Origin of the sequence: Sphingomonas sp. CFBP 13714 (assembly GCF_014842205.1) — a bacterium.
Taxonomy (GTDB): Bacteria; Pseudomonadota; Alphaproteobacteria; order Sphingomonadales; family Sphingomonadaceae; genus Sphingomonas; species Sphingomonas aerolata.
On the sequence record NZ_JACYVG010000003.1, the window covers coordinates 1 to 17321 of the forward strand.

15 protein-coding genes, 1 tRNA gene and 1 pseudogene are annotated in these 17321 nt (G+C 57.0%); 11 read left to right on the forward strand and 6 right to left on the reverse strand.

Going from position 1 to position 17321, the window contains the following annotated elements; genetic code table 11:
• Window positions 1-511: 511 nt before the first annotated feature.
• Window positions 512-2209: a hypothetical protein gene (locus IFT54_RS07820; protein WP_192070182.1), complete on the forward strand. Its 1698-nt coding sequence runs from the start codon at window positions 512-514 to the stop codon at window positions 2207-2209.
• A 363-nt stretch (window positions 2210-2572) separates the two neighbouring features.
• On the opposite strand, the gene IFT54_RS07825 is transcribed toward IFT54_RS07820, so the two are convergent.
• Together IFT54_RS07825 and IFT54_RS07830 are read right to left on the reverse strand one after the other, a co-directional pair.
• The gene (locus tag IFT54_RS07825) at window positions 2573-3643 is read right to left on the reverse strand and encodes a GTP pyrophosphokinase (protein ID WP_192070183.1); all 1071 of its coding nucleotides are present in this window, start codon (window positions 3641-3643) and stop codon (window positions 2573-2575) included.
• 201 nt (window positions 3644-3844) lie between these two features.
• Window positions 3845-4399: a recombinase family protein gene (locus IFT54_RS07830; RefSeq protein ID WP_192070184.1), complete on the reverse strand. Its 555-nt coding sequence runs from the start codon at window positions 4397-4399 to the stop codon at window positions 3845-3847.
• Between the two features lie 292 nt (window positions 4400-4691).
• Between IFT54_RS07830 and IFT54_RS07835 the strand changes: the two genes are divergently transcribed.
• Together IFT54_RS07835 and IFT54_RS07840 are read left to right on the forward strand one after the other, a co-directional pair.
• Window positions 4692-5882, forward strand: coding sequence for a DUF262 domain-containing protein (locus IFT54_RS07835; protein ID WP_192070185.1), 1191 nt, complete (start codon window positions 4692-4694; stop codon window positions 5880-5882).
• A complete protein-coding gene (locus IFT54_RS07840; RefSeq protein WP_192070186.1) occupies window positions 5875-6510 on the forward strand; it encodes a HEPN domain-containing protein in 636 nt (211 codons plus the stop codon). The genes IFT54_RS07835 and IFT54_RS07840 overlap by 8 nt, the downstream gene beginning before the upstream one ends.
• Before the next feature lie 244 nt (window positions 6511-6754).
• On the opposite strand, the gene IFT54_RS07845 is transcribed toward IFT54_RS07840, so the two are convergent.
• Window positions 6755-6916 carry a hypothetical protein gene (locus IFT54_RS07845; RefSeq protein WP_192070187.1) on the reverse strand — a complete coding sequence of 54 codons (162 nt, stop codon included), beginning with the start codon at window positions 6914-6916 and terminating at the stop codon, window positions 6755-6757.
• A 508-nt stretch (window positions 6917-7424) separates the two neighbouring features.
• Here IFT54_RS07845 and IFT54_RS07850 point away from each other — a divergent pair.
• Window positions 7425-7487: transfer RNA gene (locus tag IFT54_RS07850), tRNA-OTHER, on the forward strand.
• A gap of 31 nt (window positions 7488-7518) precedes the next feature.
• Entirely contained in the window at window positions 7519-8112 is a 594-nt protein-coding gene (locus tag IFT54_RS07855; protein WP_192070188.1) for a DUF6538 domain-containing protein, read from the forward strand.
• 273 nt (window positions 8113-8385) lie between these two features.
• On the opposite strand, the pseudogene IFT54_RS07860 reads toward IFT54_RS07855, so the two are convergent.
• Window positions 8386-9143 (reverse strand): annotated as a pseudogene (locus IFT54_RS07860) (IS5 family transposase).
• A 239-nt stretch (window positions 9144-9382) separates the two neighbouring features.
• Here IFT54_RS07860 and IFT54_RS07865 point away from each other — a divergent pair.
• The 3 genes from IFT54_RS07865 (at window position 9383) to IFT54_RS07875 (ending at window position 12390) form a co-directional block, all read left to right on the forward strand.
• Window positions 9383-10000, forward strand: a complete 618-nt coding sequence (locus IFT54_RS07865; RefSeq protein WP_192070189.1) for an OB-fold-containig protein — start codon at window positions 9383-9385, stop codon at window positions 9998-10000.
• A gap of 26 nt (window positions 10001-10026) precedes the next feature.
• Window positions 10027-11763, forward strand: a complete 1737-nt coding sequence (locus IFT54_RS07870) for a flotillin family protein (RefSeq protein WP_234387713.1) — start codon at window positions 10027-10029, stop codon at window positions 11761-11763.
• Between the two features lie 300 nt (window positions 11764-12063).
• Window positions 12064-12390 (forward strand): hypothetical protein, encoded by a 327-nt coding sequence (locus IFT54_RS07875; RefSeq protein WP_192070190.1) that lies wholly within the window; start codon window positions 12064-12066, stop codon window positions 12388-12390.
• Window positions 12391-12407: 17 nt separating this feature from the next.
• Here the strand turns inward: IFT54_RS07875 and IFT54_RS07880 are convergent, their stop codons facing one another.
• The gene (locus IFT54_RS07880) at window positions 12408-12611 is read right to left on the reverse strand and encodes a hypothetical protein (RefSeq protein WP_031439040.1); all 204 of its coding nucleotides are present in this window, start codon (window positions 12609-12611) and stop codon (window positions 12408-12410) included.
• Window positions 12612-12855: 244 nt separating this feature from the next.
• On the opposite strand from IFT54_RS07880, the gene IFT54_RS07885 reads away from it, so the two are divergent.
• The 3 genes from IFT54_RS07885 to IFT54_RS07895 all read left to right on the forward strand — a co-directional run bounded on the left by IFT54_RS07885 (window position 12856) and on the right by IFT54_RS07895 (window position 14380).
• Complete coding sequence (locus IFT54_RS07885) at window positions 12856-13149, forward strand: hypothetical protein (protein ID WP_042466279.1); 294 nt, start codon at window positions 12856-12858, stop codon at window positions 13147-13149.
• A 48-nt stretch (window positions 13150-13197) separates the two neighbouring features.
• Complete coding sequence (locus IFT54_RS07890) at window positions 13198-13614, forward strand: secondary thiamine-phosphate synthase enzyme YjbQ (RefSeq protein ID WP_031439041.1); 417 nt, start codon at window positions 13198-13200, stop codon at window positions 13612-13614.
• A gap of 154 nt (window positions 13615-13768) precedes the next feature.
• On the forward strand, window positions 13769-14380 hold the full coding sequence (locus IFT54_RS07895) for a CC0125/CC1285 family lipoprotein (RefSeq protein ID WP_192070191.1): 612 nt from the start codon (window positions 13769-13771) through the stop codon (window positions 14378-14380).
• Window positions 14381-14519: 139 nt separating this feature from the next.
• Here IFT54_RS07895 and secA read toward each other — a convergent pair whose 3' ends face one another.
• Window positions 14520-17258 (reverse strand): preprotein translocase subunit SecA, encoded by a 2739-nt coding sequence (gene secA, locus IFT54_RS07900; protein ID WP_192070192.1) that lies wholly within the window; start codon window positions 17256-17258, stop codon window positions 14520-14522.
• Between the last annotated feature and the right edge of the window lie 63 nt (window positions 17259-17321).

Genomic DNA, 17321 nt, shown 5'->3' on the forward strand with positions numbered 1-17321 from the left:
CGTCGCGCTCGCGGCCACCGTCATCTTCTGGCTATGACCAATGAGTCCTGACCCTAGGATGCTGTTCCGGTACGCGCATCTTAGGCCTGCTGACTTAGCAAAGAAGCTTACCGGACGCTCTTGGGAAGCCGAGATCGGTTAGTGGCGGTGTGAGGATCGCGATTGTGAGGAGCAATTCCTCTCCCTTGATCCTTTCCGGCTAACCTAAAAAGAATAGTCCACCCGTAGATATCAGTCTTTCGACACAGACCATATTTATAGCGCAATTAACTAAACCTTTTTTGAAGAAGCAATAAACACATTTGTTACCTCATCTCTAAATATAGACTATAGAAAAATAAATATACCGCGCGATTTATTATTGACGTCGACAGCGATCCGCGCCATCTGGCGCTGCATCGCCAACGGGAAAGTTCGAAAGTACATATTCCCCTATATAGAGATACAGAGAATGTTTACTTTACGGATACCGATTTAGCCATTTCCAAATAGCTTCATCAGGTAAGTGAAAATGCATATCTTCAACGAAGAACATGGTACTTTTTACAATAAGGCTTATCGTCTAACTCTAGGAAGGTTGGAAATGTATGGGTCATTGCTATCCAACCCTATCCGGTTCTCAATTTCCTCTTTGATTCTTGCTTTGGATAGCGGATTGAGACGGACCCTTCCTTCTTCCTATTATCTTAGCTCTCTTCCTCCCGGCACTGGAAAAACAGAGGCTATCTCTTCCTTCATTACGGTATGGAGGAATGAAGGGTTTAAGCCTGATAGTAGTATTATTCTTTGTTTCCAGAGCAAGGAAGAGATACGGTCCATGATTGGTAGGTTGGACCTCGATGATTCAGACTACGCATGTTACACGACCGATGACGACCTCAACGTCATCGGTCGTGGTAAGGAGGATGCCCGCAGCGCTCGCATCCTATTCACCACTCAACAGATGATAATCAGCCGAACTAAGACGCATAAGTTTTGTTCGGTCCAAGACCTATTTTATATGGACGGCCCTCGCCCCCTTCGTATTTGGGATGAGAGCATGACCCTCGCCAAGTCTGTTACCGTGCGCTGGACCGGGATTGTAAGCCTATACGAAGGGGTTCAGTATTCGCATAAGGTACTTGGCGGTATTCTTAGCGGCCTGATCGAACAAGGGGAGGCAACGGACGAAAGTGTCGTTCGGGTTCCCAAGGGCATTAAGGACGCCGCTAAAGAGCTTGTGAATGCAGCCCGCCTTGACCCTCACCTTCTTACCCATGATCGGCGGCGGACACTTGAAGGGCTGATTGCGCTAGAAGGACGCTCGGCTTGGAGGGTTGCCGGTGATTATGGGGAGCGGGCGCTGGTTGGAGCTACCAAGCCGCTACCGGATGACTTTGCTCCCGCGATCATAACAGACGCCTCTGGCGCGGTACGTGGCACCTACGAAGCTATGGAGCGGGGCATTGGCGGGCTAGTTCGCCTGCCCTACTTCTCGAACGATTACAGCAAGGTTCGTATTCACCTATGGACACGGGCGGCTGGTAGGAAGGCGTTGGGAACCCCTGCAAGCCGTGATAGGATATTTAGAGCGATAGCCAAGCTGATCGCGACCAAGCCGGAAGAGGAGTGGCTTGTAATCGGCCCAAAGACTGTAGGGTCGCTAAGTACCGAAGCGGAGCTAGCTTCGTACTTTTCGAAAGGATCGTCCGTCTCTTTTCTGAATTGGGGCCGTCACCACGGAACTAACCGGTACCGCAACGTTAAGAACGTCATAGTCGTAGGCACATTTACCTACCCAAAGGAGGAATATACCGCGTTGGAAATCGCCGCTTCGGGCGTACCTCTCGAAGACATCGATGGCTTCCACTGGAATGAAATGCGAGAAACCGAGATAGCCCATAACATGCTGCAAGGAATGCTAAGAGGTAATGCCAGGAATAGCGACCATGGCGTAGCGCATGATTGTGACATCTACCTGATAGCGCCGGCGTCGCTTGACATGGAAAGGGTACTTTCGACTGTCTTTCCTAATGCCGCTTTCGATGAATGGGGCGAGGTCAGAAGGGACGGACTTACCGGGCAGGCGGGCAGACTACTCGATACCTTGAAAGCCCATTTCGCCGACCCTCTAGTGTCTAAGCTGCCAAAGCAGGCGGCACGGATCGATGCTGGAATCGGCAACACGAAACAGGGCCTCGCCAACGTGCTCGCGCGCAGTGAAGTGTAGCGCGCTTTGGAAGAGGCAGGCATAGTTGCCAAGACACGTCATTTCGAGCGTCGCTTGTGACGGCATCGCGAAGCAAGGGTGCGCAGCGAATAGCTCCTTAGGAGGGGCAGCCGGGCACCAACAGGCAGCGATAGGGGCGGGCGATAGGGCGAACTACCTTCCCCGCCCCTTGCCTCTGTACGGGGGTTAATCCGGGTGTGAGTTTACGGTTATTTTTTGTGCTCGGCTGATTAGCGAGAGGTAACAGCGATCTGTCGCCGCTCTAGGACTTCGCACTAGCGAATGCCTCCCTCCCGTCATGCCACCTCGAAGATAAGAAGGTCATGACGGTGCGACACTCCTCATTATCTCCACTCGCCTTAGCTAGCTTGTTTTCGCCGATTTAGCAGCAGATATGAGGATATCAGCACGATCCTCGTTCCAGCCGAACTCCCCTAATTCGTTAATCGATACAAAATCGACCGCTTCGCTTAGTAATGCGAAGAATATGAGGAAGTCTTTAGGAAGGTTCCAATTAGATTTCATTCTTTCGATGATCTTTTCAAATAATTTACTATGGTCTTTTGTGATTATAGCTTCAATTCCTGCAATATCACGCAACCCTAAGCGCCTTGATATTTCGTATATTTCAGGGAATGTATTATTTTCCTCCTCAATATTTTTAGAAGTAAGTCCGAATCTACTGGCAGACTCGATTAGCGGGCGCATTACTGATGCGTCGGATGTTAGCTCCTGTATAGATTCTAACGAGATGGGAATGTTTTTATTACCCTCTGCAAATGCTGCTGCCGCTGCATCGGATAATCTCCCCTTAGCATCCCTGATTCCTACAAACTCTTCGTCAGCAAGTTCAAATAAACCAGCAATCCTAAACAACCTACGCCGTAGCTTGGAGGGAATAGCTGTTTCCTGTTTATATTGAAGCGCGTGAGATACCGCAGACCAGGCGTGCTGTATTACAGTCCTGACCTGTATCTCTGCCTGAAATTTGCTGGCAAACTTCCATTCTGCGAGTTCCGACCGCCCGTTACTCAGCTTCACAACAAAATGTAATGATAAATAACCAAATCGGTCTGCCTCAAATGCTTCGGGCTGATGCGAAACCACCTCTTCAATAACGTTAAACTCGCTTGATATCATCTTAGCGACCTTTGGGACGTCGTCGGCGTAGTACACGATGATGCGAGCGCCGCAAAGATCGGGCAGGTTACTTATAGGATCATCATAAGACTTGCCGGCCCGTGTAATCTTCTCTCGGAAGCTAACGGCATCCTTCGCACGCGCTTCAACCACTTGATATTTCAGCTCATGAGCATCAAGCAAAGAAAGCAGCAAATTGCGCAATTTAGTGGAATATGATTCGTAAAGCGGCCTTTCGGCAATATACTTATCGACCTGATTATCAATAAAGTTAGAGTCTTTGATTATCTTCATTAACATTGCCTCTTCTACGTCGGCTTACGTTGGATATACTAGGACATGATGAGTTTAGGGCGGTTAGCATCGCTTACCATGTAAATGATTCTGGCGTTCATTGCTACTTGTCAGGACGCACCTGAAAGAACACGCAAATAGCCGGCGGATCGTTGTCGCGGTCTATTGCATATACAGACTGATCTAATCCTGTCGTAGGGCTTAGCGAGATTCGACCTCCAAGGCACGGTAGACGCTCGCACGACCGATCCCAAGGCGCTTGGCGATATCGCTAGGGCCGATCCCCTCACTACGTAGCGACTTAACCGCCATTACGTCCACAGAAGGCTTACGGCCTTTGTAGACTCCGTTGGCTTTGGCTTTCGCGATGCCCTCTAGCTGGCGCTCCTTACGGATCGCCGTTTCAAACTGTGCGAAGACGCCGAGCATTTGGAGGAAGGCCAGCCCGGCAGGTGTCGCGGTATCGATAGGCTGCTCGGTCGCACGGAGGAAAGCGCCCTTGGCCTTCAAAGTCGCGACGATCTTCTCCAAGTCTGCCACCGACCTTGCAAGGCGATCGATGCGAGTCACCATGAGGGTATCACCAGCACGGATGAAGGACAGCAGGGTGTCGAGTTCATGCCGCCCTTCGGTTGTCGTACCGCTCTTCTTCTCTGATCGGATCAACGTGCAACCGGCGGCGCGAAGGGCATCCTCCTGTACAGAGCAGTCCTGATCGTCGCTGCTAACGCGGGCGTATCCGATGATCGTCGTCACAGGTGATTGTCCCAATAGCTTCTAAGAGATTCTTTTTTAGATGTCTCACGGATTGAGAGTCAACCCTATTGGTACGAGTCCTTTGTACCGCGCGCTTGTCTCGCAGGAGTTTACCCTAGAGAGGCAGGGCGAAATCTGATCGCTAACGCTTAGCTCGATTCTGTAATTTATCTTCGAACCGCCTCTATGAGGTTGCCGCCACACCCATTTGACCGAGCGCGGTTGCCCCCGAACACAGAAAGTGCGAGTCTCCGACAGGCAAGAATTATTTGTCTGAAACGGGCGAATTTCAATGATCGATCTTTTTCTTCAAGACCACGACGATCCTAGCGATGAGAATTTGGAAGACTTGCATATCGGTGCACGGTCCCTCGCTTCTGCCGTCGTCTACAACACCGATTGGACTGTCGAGACGTTAACACGGCAGGTGGAAAAAGGCGCTATTGATCTTACCCCCAATTTTCAGCGACGCGACGCGTGGAACAAGACAAAAAAGAGCTTGTTGATCGAGAGTATATTACTGAACTTCCCCGTTCCGCCATTGACCCTTGCAGAGGTCGGAGACTCCAAAAGGTTTATTGTCGTCGATGGCAAGCAAAGATTAACGACATTATGTCAGTTTTTTGGTCTTATGCCTTCATCGCCGAATAATGAATTTCGGCTGTCCGGCCTTGCGGAACTCGATGAAATAAACGGACTAAATCGGCGCGATATTGAAGAAAATCGTCCAGCCATGTTTAGAGCACTTGAAAACTATACAGTCCGTACGAACGTTATTCGTGGGTGGAAAAAAGATGACGTTCTTTACAGTATATTTCTACGACTAAATTCTGGCAGTGTTAAGCTCTCCCCACAAGAGCTTCGCCAAGCTTTGAACCCCGGCCCATTTACGGAGTGGCTATCAATCTACACTGCGGATAGCGCCGCTCTTCGCTCGATATTCTCCAATACAGAGCCCGACTTTCGAATGCGGGACGTTGAATTGATGATACGATATTTGGCGATGCAGTTCTTTCTTCCGAATTATAGGGGCGACCTAAAGCAGTTTTTGGACGGGACTGCTCGCGTAATAAACGTGTCATGGAGCGCCTATGAGGATCGTATCAGTCACCAAGCAGCTTTGTTTGAAAAAGCTTACGATGCAGTCATTAGCGTATTTGGCTCTGATCATGCAATGCGCAAGTGGAACGGTCAGAAATGGGAGGGACGACTTAATCGAGCAGTGTTCGATATAATGATGTTCTATCTAGACTCTGACGACAAAATTGCGCGTTTCGTCGAATCTGGCGAAAAACTTGTTCAAGAATTTAAATCGCTTTGTGATGGACATAGCGGCTTCCGCGAGTCAATCGAAAGCACGACAAAATCCGTTGAAGCAGTTGGTAATCGATTAGGATTGTGGGGACATACCCTCGCAGAATTTGGTGTAGTATCTGAATATGTAACGTTGACCGATAACGGTTTGACTTTTCGGGATGCATAGCCAGAACTACTATCAGCTTTGCCGTCAGGTCGCACGAAGAAGGCGAGATCTTCTTCGTCACCAATATGGACGCAACCTTATTTATCCGGCATCAGGGCAGGCGTGGATTCCGACTAATCGGGACGCCGCTTTATGCGAGTCTTTCATCGTGCTATTCGTCGCCGAACTAGAAACCTATTTAGAGTATGTGGTGAACGCTGCACTAGACGCCTATCAAGACCGATTTATTGCGTCTGGTTTAGCCGAATGTGGCGCTGCAAAGGAATATTGTAGTAAGATTATTGAGCGTCGCAAGCAGTGGTCTAAAAACAACAACGCGAACTGGGCAAGAATAGAAGACTTTTTTATTTTTGTGGGCTTGCGCAAATCACTATTCCCCGATGGCCTGTGGGACGACATTGACGTAATTGTCACTCATAGGGGAGATATTGCTCATAATAGTGGTGGCGTTCGAATCATGACGGACCCAAGGATTACTATAGGCAAGATCGAAAAATGCTTCGCCAAGCTCAAACTTTTTGATAGGGATTACTTGGTCTGGATATGTGCTTGGGCAGCGGATATCGAGAGGCTCAAATGGCTTAACGTGGGTTTTAAGCCCGGCCTTGGTAGCATTTCAACGAAATAGGGCGGAAGTCGGCCTACTATAAATTAAAAAGTCAGCAGACATAGCCATTATGCCGCGCCCCTCCTTCACTTAGGAGGCCAGACGGCCGGTAGCTTAGCCGTCATCATTTCGTCTAGGCCGATAACAGGCCGTCCGACGGCATCTGCGTGTATGGCTAGATCAGCTAGCTATTCTCCGTATATGCCTACAGAACGCCTTTTAGGCGGTTTTCGCCCGCGTTTAGGTGCAGGTGCCGGGCGGCAGGTTAGAGAGCCACATAGGCTCGCCGCACTTCCCTCCAATGATCCAGCATTTCCGCATCTCTGCCCTGAATATGGGTGGCTATCGCGAGATCGATCTGGCGCAAAGTATCCTTGCCATGCTTAGCGCGCATTGATTTCGCGATGCTTGAGTAGTCGTCGGTCATTATGGTAACGTGGGGGTTTAGACCTTCAAATGGAAGGGGTCGTGATTGTCGTATTGAACCCAGTCGACCAATGGCTGCGACCAATTCGTCTAACCGGATTGTCGGTCGATTGAAAGGTCAGCGGCCCAACCCCTCTCTGCTCTACCGGGAAGGTCGCCGTCTCACGCGTACCGGTGTGTTGACCACCGTCGATGTACTATTGGGCCATGCCCGCGATGGCTTTGGAGGGGTAACGCGTGCCGTTCCATTCGAGCCAGTATCGCTGGGCAGGAGCAAAATTGTATTGAAACAGGAAGGCGTCCGCACCTAACGTTTCGTATGCTTCGAGAGCCGCTACGACCGCCCGCTTAGCAATGTCTGCTAATGCCATAAGCCGATACCGCCTGTCTTGGTCGCTATTTTAACGACAATAATCCAACACACCTAGCACCTTGCTAGACATACGGTGAGCGAGTACGCATGGTCACGGATCGAGTAAGAGGCTGATTAATCAGAAGAACTCTCTAGCGTATTGGGTTTGGCTGCAATCGCACTGCAGAGGTCAGGGGTTCGATTCCCCTCGGCTCCACCAGCGCGTAAGCTGTTGAAAAGACAGCAAACTGTTGAACAGCAAAGACTTTTTACAAGCGTCTAGTACAACCGTGCTACGAACAAAGCCGATGTGTTCCTACCTGCATCGTGCCACCAACGGGGGCTATCACTTCCGCATGGCGATCCCTGCTGACTTGCGCCCGTTCATGGCTGGCAAGCGGGAGATAAAGCATTCGCTCAAGCTAAAGGACCGGGCAGCCGCTAAGGCCCGCATCCCGGACATGACGCAGGCGGCTAACGCCCTGCTAGATCAGGCGAAGCTTGATAGAGATACAACGGGGAAACTCGCCCCCTCCCCTGCTAAGCCCAAGCCTGCTGCTCAGATAGAACGGGACCGGCGACGGTGGGAGGCTGAGCAAGCGCAAGCCGACTATGCAGCCGATACGAACTTTGCCGCTGATATGGAAATTAAGCGCCTAGAGCCGATTATGGACGCGCTTACTGAGGATATCGAGATTGATGGTTCCCCGGCTGACTTAGCTAGGGCTGGCCGTCTCTTGGTGCTCCATGAAAGGGAGGAGGCCGATAGCTTGGTCGCCGCTCTCCATGCCCGGTATGGCAATGGACAAAATGCCCGCGTCGGAAAGCCAAAATCAAGCCGTTGAATGCGAGCCTGTTACCGGGTCCGGCCTGTATCTCGACAAGGATATCCTAGATCGCTGGGCTACGGAACGCGGCGACGTATTGAAAGGCAAGGACATTCATAGCGCCGTCGCTGAGTGGTTCTATGCCCGCATTGGCCGCAAGCCGGTCGAGCTAGTGACACGGCAGGACGTGCTGGCCTTCAAAGACAAGCTGCTCCTAGAGGGTCAATCGGTCGCCAATACGAATACGAAGCTATCTCGCCTGCGGACCTTGCTAGGGTCAGGACTCGTTGATCACAGCCAGAAGATGACGGTGGCAGCGAGGGCAACCGCAGAGAAGAAGGCTGTTGGGCAACGGTCGTAGCGGGTTGCCACGCGGCGCCAATCCTTGAGGCGGCCGAACATGATCTCGATGCGGCTGCGGCGCCGATAGCGCCGCTTGTCGTATCTGACCGGCTCGTTGCGCGATCGTCGACCTGGGATGCAAGGTTGGATGCCCTTGGCCTGCAAGGCGTCTCCGAACCAGTCGGCGTCGTAGCCGCGGTCGCCAAGTAGCCACTGCGCCTTGGGCAAATCGTCCAGCAACGCTGCGGCACCAGTGTAATCGCTGACCTACCCTGCGGTCATGACGAAGCTCAAGGGGCGCCCGTTCGCGTCAGCAACGGCATGGAGCTTGGTGTTCATGCCGCCCTTGGTGCGACCGATCAGGCGACCGAGATCTCCTTTTTTACCCGCAGGCTGGACGCCGTGCGGTGCGCCTTCAGGTAGGTGGCGTCTATCATGACCGTTGTCGGGTCGGCGCCAATCGCAGCCAGCCCCTCCATCATCCGCGCGAACCCGCCTACTTCACCCCAGCGTTTCCATCGGTTGTAGAGCGTCTTGTGCGGGCCGTAGGCGCTCGGCGCGTCTCGCCAGCGCAGCCCGTTCCGGTTGACGAATACGATGCCGCTCAACACCCGTCGGTCATCGACGCGCGGCTTGCCGTGGCTTCTCGGAAAGAACGGTCGCAGCCGTTCTATCTGCTCTTCCGTCAACCAAAACAGGTCGCTCATGCCAGTCTCCTTACGGAACCTGAATCGGATCGCGGCCATCTCATCAATGGGTCCTGACCCTAAGCGGTGTACTCAGCGCGCGTTGCGAATGTCTTGGTGCAGGGCTAGCCTCCCTTCGGGGAGCATCGACACATGGAGTTCAAAATCCGGATCGGCCGGCGTTTCGTAACGAAGCGTTGTCGTCTGTCCGATACCAGTTCGCCGATGCACAAGCAGAGCCCCCAACATTGCCACGGCTTATGTTCGCGATCTTCCTGACGCCCGCTTACGCGCCGTTCGCGATCGCGTTCGTCATAATGGTCGGGATCGGGCTGATCGAGGCGATCGGCCTTGGGCTCGGCCATCTCGATCTCGACGCGGACGTTTATGCCGAAACCGATAGCGGCGTGCTTGATTGGCTCGGCCTCGGTCACGAACTGCCGATCATGATCTGGCTGACCTCATTACTCGGCTGCTTCACGCTCACCGGGATAGCCATTCAGCAGGGCGCGACCGCGTTGACCGGCGGCCCACTAAACTGGGGTCTCGCCTCGGGTGGTGCGCTGGTCGCTGGCAGCCTGCTCAACACTCTGGCCGCCAAAGGGCTTGCCCGGATCATGCCCGGCTTCGAAACCAGCGTGATCTCCACTGACGACTTTCTCCGCCGCCGCGGCACCATCCTCGAAGGCACCGCCCGCCGGGGATCGCCGGCCCGCGCAAAAATCGTCGATCAGCATGGTCAGGCGCATTTCATCATGGTCGAGCCGCACGACGACGCCGACGTGATCGCCACCGGCGAGACCGCCCTGATCGTCCGCCGCGACGGCAAACTCTTCTACGCGCTGCCCGACGCCAACGCGCTCCTGCAGTCGATCTGACCACAATCATAACCGGGGAGGGTTTCATGCCCGCACAGCTTCTGAACGTCCTTATCTACGCCGGTATCGTGCTGTTCGCGCTTGTCGTGATCGGCATCATTCTGACCCGGCTCTACCGGCGCGCAACCAAGGACGTTGCGCTGATCCGCACCGGTTTCGGCGGCGAAAAAGTCGTGCTCAACGGCGGCATCATGGTGATCCCGGTGCTTCATGAGTTAATGCAGGTCCGCCTGACGACGGTGAAGCTGGAGGTCTCGCGCCTCAACAAGGACGCGCTGATCACGCTCGACAAGCTGCGCGTCGATGTCGTCGGGCTGTTCCACATCAAGGTGAAGCCCGACGCGGAATCGATCGCCGCCGCGGCGCAGACGCTTGGCGATTCGGTCAACAGTCCCGACGCGGTGAAGTCGCTGCTCGACGGCAAGCTCGTGTCCGCGCTGCGCTCGGTCGCGGCGACGATGACGATGGAGCACCTCCACGCCAACCGCGCCGACTTCATCCAGAAGGTGCAGGAGGCGCTGATGACCGACCTGGACATGAACGGGTTCCAGCTCGAGTCCGTTAGCATCACGCACTTCGACCAGACCGCGTTCGAGCATTTCAACGAGAACAACGCGTTCGATGCCGAGGGGCTGACCGTGCTCACGCGGACGATCGAGGAGCGCAAGAAGATCCGCAACGACATCGTCGCGACCAACCGCGTCGAGATCGAGCAGCGGAACCTCGACGCGAACAACCAGTCGCTCGAGATCGCGCAGGCCGCCGAACAGGCGCGCCTGACACAGGAGCAAACGCTGTCCGCGCGCCGTGCGGAACAAGCCACCGCAATTGCCACCGCCGAGGCCGAGCAGACCCGCCTCGCCGAGATCGCCCGCATCACCGCGGGCCAGGCGCAGACCGTAGCGCAGACCGAAGCCGACAAGGTGATCCAGACCGCCACGATTGCCCGTGACGGCGCGATCCAGACCGCAACGATCGAGCGCGACAGGACGATCGAGATCGCACGTATCACAACTGCAGTGCAGACCGCACAGAAGTCCGAGGAGGAGTCGACCGCCACTGCCGCGGCCAACGAAGCCCGTGCGCTCGCCGTCCGAGCCGAGGAAAGCGTCGCTACTGCCAAGGCGACCGAGATCGCCAACCGGAACAAGAATGTAGCGGTGATCGCCGCCACCCAGCGCGCGCAGGAAGAGGCCGTTGGCATCACCGTCGCTGCGACCGCCGAGAAGGAAGCCGCGGAAGCTCGTGCGAGCGCCCTGCGTACTGAAGCAACCGCCGAAGCAGATGCAGAGAAGGCACGCGCGGAAGGCCGCGAGGCGGCCTTCAAGGTCGACGCGGCAGGTCAGGCTTCGCTGAACGAGGCGACCAACCTGCTGAGTGACTCGCAGACCGCACTGCTGATCCGCCGCGCGATGCTCGAAGCGTTGCCCGCGATCATCACTGCGGCGAGCAAGCCGATGGAGAACATCGACAAGATCAGCATCCTGGATGCCCGGGGCCTGCACGGTGAAACTGGCAACGATGGCGCGTCCGGGGGCGGCCAGGGCAATCTTGCCGATGCCGCGGTCGCGGCGGCGATGCGTTACCGCGTCGGCGGGCCGCTGATCGATGGCCTGATGGCGGAACTCGGCATGACTGGCAGTTCGTTGAACGGCATGCTCGCCGGGAGCAGCGCGGAAGCGGCGCCTGCCCGAGCCTCTTCCAACGATGCCCACAAGCATTCCGCTTCACTTAATGGTGGGACGAGCAACCCGCCGGCCTGATCGGAGGCACTCGAAGGCCCAGCCCTTGAAATTCGATCTGCGCTTCGAAGAAGACGGGGCGCAGATCTTCGCCAGAAACGCCCTGAGTGTAAGGACCGGGTCCGCCCCTGCCCTGCGCCCCATGCGCGCGATCGACGGCCCATTGGCAACATTGCCGCATCGGCCTCGGGCTCTACCGCGGGTGCCGTTCAAGACGTGCTGTTCGACCCCAGTCCGCGACGACAACGCTGAACCCAACCGTATCGGACGGATCGTGCGATTCGTCGCGTGAGATGCTGCGATCGGCGCAGGCATGCGGCGATGGTCTGGACCATTGGCGCAACCTGCGGCATCGCGGTCGTGCCAGGGGGCTGGAGCGTAAACGTGTTCAAGACAATGTGGAAAATGCCGGCAAAACTGCTCCGACGCGCGGTTACCGAAAGCCCTGTCGACGGCGAGGACGCGGTGCCGGTCGCAGATGAGCAGCTCGCAACGGGCTCGCTGGAAGACATGATAAAAGCCGCGGACGAACTGTCCGCCGAAGATGCCGACTCATTGATCATCGAATGCGTCGGTCGCGACCGGCCCATCACTTGGGCGGAAATTCAGGGACTGCGCCATGCGACGACCTTCCCGGTCGACGCATAGCTGTCAGACGACCCCTTTTAGCGACGAAACTTGCCGAGCAGTCGTTCGAGCAGGCTTGGCTGCATCGCGATCAGCTGCTGCTGGCGAAACCGGTCACGATCGGCCGCGGCACGCCGGTAAAGGGCGTCGAGCCTGTCCGCACCATAGCGGTCCGACAGGCGTGGCGGAGACTGATCGACGCGGTGAAACGAGGGCTGGTCGCGCTCGGGTCGGTGGGACATAACAGGCATTGATCGGGTTCCGGTGACAGGATGGCAGTCAAAATACACACGCTTTTTACCACCTTTTCAACACGCTTGGTCGTGAGCGGTTCCCGAAAGCGTGCTGAATCGAGGCGTTTTGGCGAAAACCGGCGGAACTTTCCAGCCTTCCACAAGACCCGTTTCCCGGGTCGAGACTCCGGCATTCGGGACCATCGGCAACGTCTGCTGTACAAGCACGACGCTGGTCGGGTAGGCGCCGACCATGGGTGAAATCGACAGACTCGTTCCTTCCGGCGTCATCGAACAATGGGTATTCCATCTGCGGCGGCAGCGGGCCCGTGCGGCGGATACCATCTGGTTGATCGATCAGGGTTTCACGCTTCACGATGGCAAGTGCGGCACACCGACGCACGACGCGACGGCACGCTGGCGCGCCGAGCAGGAAACCGTCATCGCGGAGGTCAGCGATCTTCTCAAACTCTATGACGAGATCAATTTGGGTCGCGACGTCCCGGCGGATGCCGATAGCGACCAAGGCCGTGCCGACAGGCGTTGAGCGCCGTCACGGACCTGACCGGCTAGGCAGTTACATAGGAGCGCAGCGATGCGGCAGTCCACGACCCAGATCACGATCGATACCCGCCGGCAGGGGCTGGTCGACATTACCGCCCCGATCCGGCGCTGGGTCGATGCGCAGGCGATGCAGTCCGGGTTATTGACGGTGTTTTGTCGCCATACCTCCGCATCGCTGCTCATCCAGGAAAACGCCGCGCCCGAGGTCCGAACGGATATCGAGGCTTATTTCGAGCGCATCGCACCGGAATCAAGTTCGTATCTGCACGACGACGAAGGGCCCGACGACATGCCGGCGCATCTGCGCGCCGCTCTCACACAGGTACAATTGTCGATCCCAGTGATCGACGCCACGCTCGCGCTCGGCACGTGGCAGGGAATCTACTTGTTCGAGCATCGCCGTCGTCCCCATGGTCGCTCGCTGGCGCTTCATCTGATCGGGGAATGATCCTACGTCGCGGACGACGGCATATGACGGCGCCGAGGTGGTTTATTCAATCACCGTCATAGACCCGTGGACCAATCCCGTTCATCAACCGTTCCACCACTGAAGGCTAATGTGAGGCGTTTCGCCGCATTCGCCGCGAACGGAGACGACAATCATGTTCATCATGCCTGGTCGCAAGGTCCTGCTGGCAGCTCTCGCCACGAGCACGTTGCTGGTCGCGGGTTGTGCGACCGAAACCACCTACCGCCCGGCCACTGGCCAGGGGTTCAACCGTACCGGCTATAGCGATCGCCGGATCGAGGATAACCGCTTCCTCGTCAGCTTTGCGGGAAACAGCGTCACGTCGCGCGACACCGTCGAACGCTACCTCTTCTTCCGCGCGGCGGAACTCACGCTCCAGCAGGGATATGATTATTTCCTGATGGCGGATCGCGATACCAATCTTCAGTCGCGCACCTATTCGACTCCCGGAATCGGCGGTGGGTTCGGTTATGGCGGCTTTGGTGGCTATTGGGGCCCGTCGTGGCGCTATCGCGGCCGCGGCTTCGGCTGGCGGAGCTGGGATCCCTATATCGGTGGTGGCTTTGGCGGCGGCGGTTTCGGCGGCCCATGGGGCAACGATTTCGACGTCCGCACGATCGACCGCTACGAAGCGACGGCCGAGATCGTGATGCGCAAGGGGCCGATCCCGCGCGACAACATCCGTGCGTTCAATGCCAAGCAGGTCGTCGACAATATCGGGCCGAGCGTCATCCTGCCAAAGTAAGCAGCGTCGCGGCCGCACTGCCGCAACCAAGCTTACAAGCAAAAGCCGGACCGTCCATGTGGGACGGCCCGGCTTTTTATTGCCTGCTATGCTGCCAACCGGGCGCGGCCGATAAACGGCCGGCCCGTGACAGCAGCGGTCAGACCGCGCCGTGGCACTGCTTGTATTTGCGCCCCGACCCGCACGGGCATGGCGCATTGCGGCTGACCACGCCTTCCCAATTCGCCGGATCCTCGCCGATATCCGCAGCCTGGGGCTGCGGGATCTGCATCGGCGGGAGCTGCGACGTGATGTGCCCCGACATGCCCCTCGCCTGGTCGAGGCTGTCATTCTCGCCGGTGAACGGGTCGAAATGCGTCGTGATGAAATCGGGTAGCTCGGGCAGGCCGACCGGCGCCTGGATCTGGAACTGCGCGTGCGCGATCGTCTTCGTCACGTCCTCGCGGATCGTCTCGAGCATCCGCTGGAATAGCGAGAATGCCTCCTGCTTATACTCGTTGATCGGCGTCTTCTGCGCATAGGCGCGCAGATGGACGACTTGGCGCAGCGCGTCGAGCGTCGCCAGATGCTCCTTCCAGTGATGGTCGAGATTCTGCAGCAGGATCGACTTCTCGACCGACGTCCACGTCTCAGTGTCAAGGTCTGCGGATTTCGTCGCGATCGCCTCGTCCGCCATTGCACGGACGCGTTCCTCGACGATCTCGGGATCGATCGCCTCTTCGAGCAGCCACGCCTCGATCTGCGGCTCGAGGTTGAGCACCTCGGTCAGCCGCGTCTTCATCCCCGCAATGTCCCACTGTTCCGGATAGGAATTGGGCGGGCACGCTTCACCGACGATGACGTTGACCGTCTCCGCACGCATGTCCGTCACCACGTCGCCGACGGTGTCGGCATCCATGATGTCCGCGCGCTGCTCGTAAATGACCTTGCGCTGCTCGTTCATCACGTCGTCATATTCGACGACCTGCTTGCGAATGTCGTAGTTGCGCGCCTCGACCTTCTTCTGCGCGGTCTCGATCGCCTTCGACAGCCACTTGCTCCCGATCGCCTCGCCGTCCTCGATATTGTTGCGCATCATCTTGGCGAACAGCGTGTCCGGCCCGAAGATCCGCAGCAGATCGTCGTCGAGGCTCAGATAGAAGCGCGACAGGCCGGGATCACCCTGACGACCAGAGCGCCCACGCAGCTGGTTGTCGATGCGCCGGCTCTCGTGGCGCTCGGTACCGAGCACGAACAGGCCGCCCGCGGCGAGCACTGCCTGCTTCTCGGCCTCGATCTCAGTCTCGATCCGCGCCGCCTCGGCGGCATATTCGGGCGTGCCCTCGACCAGATCGGGATGCTCATCGAGCATGCGGAATTCGAGGTTGCCGCCGAGTTTGATGTCGGTACCGCGGCCCGCCATGTTGGTCGCGATCGTCACGGCGGACTTGCGCCCGGCCTGCGCGACAATGTGCGCCTCCATCTCGTGGAAGCGCGCGTTCAGCACCTTGTGCTCGACCGCCTCGCCGACGAGGAACTCGCTGAGCAGCTCGGATTTTTCGATCGATACCGTGCCGACGAGCACCGGCTGGCCGAGATCGGCGTGATGCTTGATCTTCTTGGCGATCGCCGCGAACTTGTCCTTGGTGTCCTTGTAGAACTCATCTTCCTCGTCGACGCGCTTGACCGTGACGTTGGTCGGGATGCTGACGACGTTGATCTTGTAGATGTCGTAGAACTCGGCCGCTTCGGTCGCAGCCGTACCGGTCATGCCGCCGATCTTGGGGTACATGCGGAAATAGTTCTGGAACGTGATCGAGGCCATCGTCTGGTTCTCAGGCTCGATCTGGACGCCTTCCTTGGCCTCGACCGCCTGGTGCAGGCCGTCGGACCAGCGCCGGCCGTCCATCATGCGACCGGTGAACTCGTCGATGATGATGACCTTGCCGTCCTTGACGATGTAGTCGATGTCCGACTTGAACATCACGATCGCGCGCAGCGCCTGGTTGAGGTGGTGGACGACCTGCGTGTTCTCGAAATCGTATAGGTTGGCGCCTTCGAGCAGCCCCGCAGCCTCGAGCATCCGCTCGACCTTCTCGGTGCCGTCCTCGGTGAGGATGATCGTCTTCTGCTTTTCGTCCTTGTCATAGTCACCGGGGACGAGCTGCTTCACGACCGCATCGACTTGGATATACAGCTCGGACTTGTCGTCGGTCGGCCCCGAGATGATCAGCGGCGTACGCGCTTCGTCGATCAGGACCGAATCGACCTCGTCGACCACCGCGAAGTTGAAGCGGCGCTGCACCATCGAACTGCGCTCATACTTCATGTTGTCGCGCAGATAGTCGAAGCCGAACTCGTTGTTCGTTCCGTAGGTGATGTCGGCGGCATAGGCGGCGCGACGCTCCTCGTCCGACAGGTTCGGCACGATCACGCCGATCGTCATGCCGAGGAAAGTATAGACCTGCCCCATCCACTCCGCGTCGCGCGCGGCGAGATAGTCGTTGACCGTGACGACGTGGACGCCGTCACCCGGCAGCGCGTTCAAATAGGTCGCGAGCGTCGCGACGAGCGTCTTGCCCTCGCCGGTACGCATCTCGGCGATCTCGCCGCGGTGAAGGACGATGCCGCCGACCATCTGCACGTCGTAATGCCGCTGGCCAAGCACGCGCTTGGCCGCCTCGCGCACCGTGGCAAATGCCTCTGGAAGCAAGTCGTCGAGCTTCTCGCCGTTAGCGAGTCGGGCACGGAACTTCGCGGTCTGCCCGGACAATTCCTCGTCCGACATCGCGACGAGCGAAGGCTCGAACGAGGCGATCTTCGCGAGGATCGGGTTGAGCGACTTGACGTAGCGGTCGTTGGACGACCCGAACAGCGATTTGGCAAAGCCACCGAACATGGGCTGATTTCCTGATTATAGGGCGCGACGGCACGCGGAGGCACGCACGCGCAAAGAGGAGAA

Bases quoted from the DNA above. Each gene is read 5' to 3' on its own strand.
- IFT54_RS07820 (WP_192070182.1), top strand. From the start codon at position 512: ATGCATATCTTCAACGAAGAACATGGTACTTTTTACAATAAGGCTTAT.
- IFT54_RS07825 (WP_192070183.1), bottom strand. From the start codon at position 3,643: ATGAAGATAATCAAAGACTCTAACTTTATTGATAATCAGGTCGATAAG.
- IFT54_RS07835 (WP_192070185.1), top strand. From the start codon at position 4,692: ATGATCGATCTTTTTCTTCAAGACCACGACGATCCTAGCGATGAGAAT.
- IFT54_RS07840 (WP_192070186.1), top strand. From the start codon at position 5,875: ATGCATAGCCAGAACTACTATCAGCTTTGCCGTCAGGTCGCACGAAGA.
- IFT54_RS07845 (WP_192070187.1), bottom strand. From the start codon at position 6,916: ATGACCGACGACTACTCAAGCATCGCGAAATCAATGCGCGCTAAGCAT.
- IFT54_RS07865 (WP_192070189.1), top strand. From the start codon at position 9,383: ATGTTCGCGATCTTCCTGACGCCCGCTTACGCGCCGTTCGCGATCGCG.
- IFT54_RS07870 (WP_234387713.1), top strand. From the start codon at position 10,027: ATGCCCGCACAGCTTCTGAACGTCCTTATCTACGCCGGTATCGTGCTG.
- IFT54_RS07875 (WP_192070190.1), top strand. From the start codon at position 12,064: ATGGTCTGGACCATTGGCGCAACCTGCGGCATCGCGGTCGTGCCAGGG.
- IFT54_RS07880 (WP_031439040.1), bottom strand. From the start codon at position 12,611: ATGTCCCACCGACCCGAGCGCGACCAGCCCTCGTTTCACCGCGTCGAT.
- IFT54_RS07885 (WP_042466279.1), top strand. From the start codon at position 12,856: ATGGGTGAAATCGACAGACTCGTTCCTTCCGGCGTCATCGAACAATGG.
- IFT54_RS07890 (WP_031439041.1), top strand. From the start codon at position 13,198: ATGCGGCAGTCCACGACCCAGATCACGATCGATACCCGCCGGCAGGGG.
- IFT54_RS07895 (WP_192070191.1), top strand. From the start codon at position 13,769: ATGTTCATCATGCCTGGTCGCAAGGTCCTGCTGGCAGCTCTCGCCACG.
- secA (WP_192070192.1), bottom strand. From the start codon at position 17,258: ATGTTCGGTGGCTTTGCCAAATCGCTGTTCGGGTCGTCCAACGACCGC.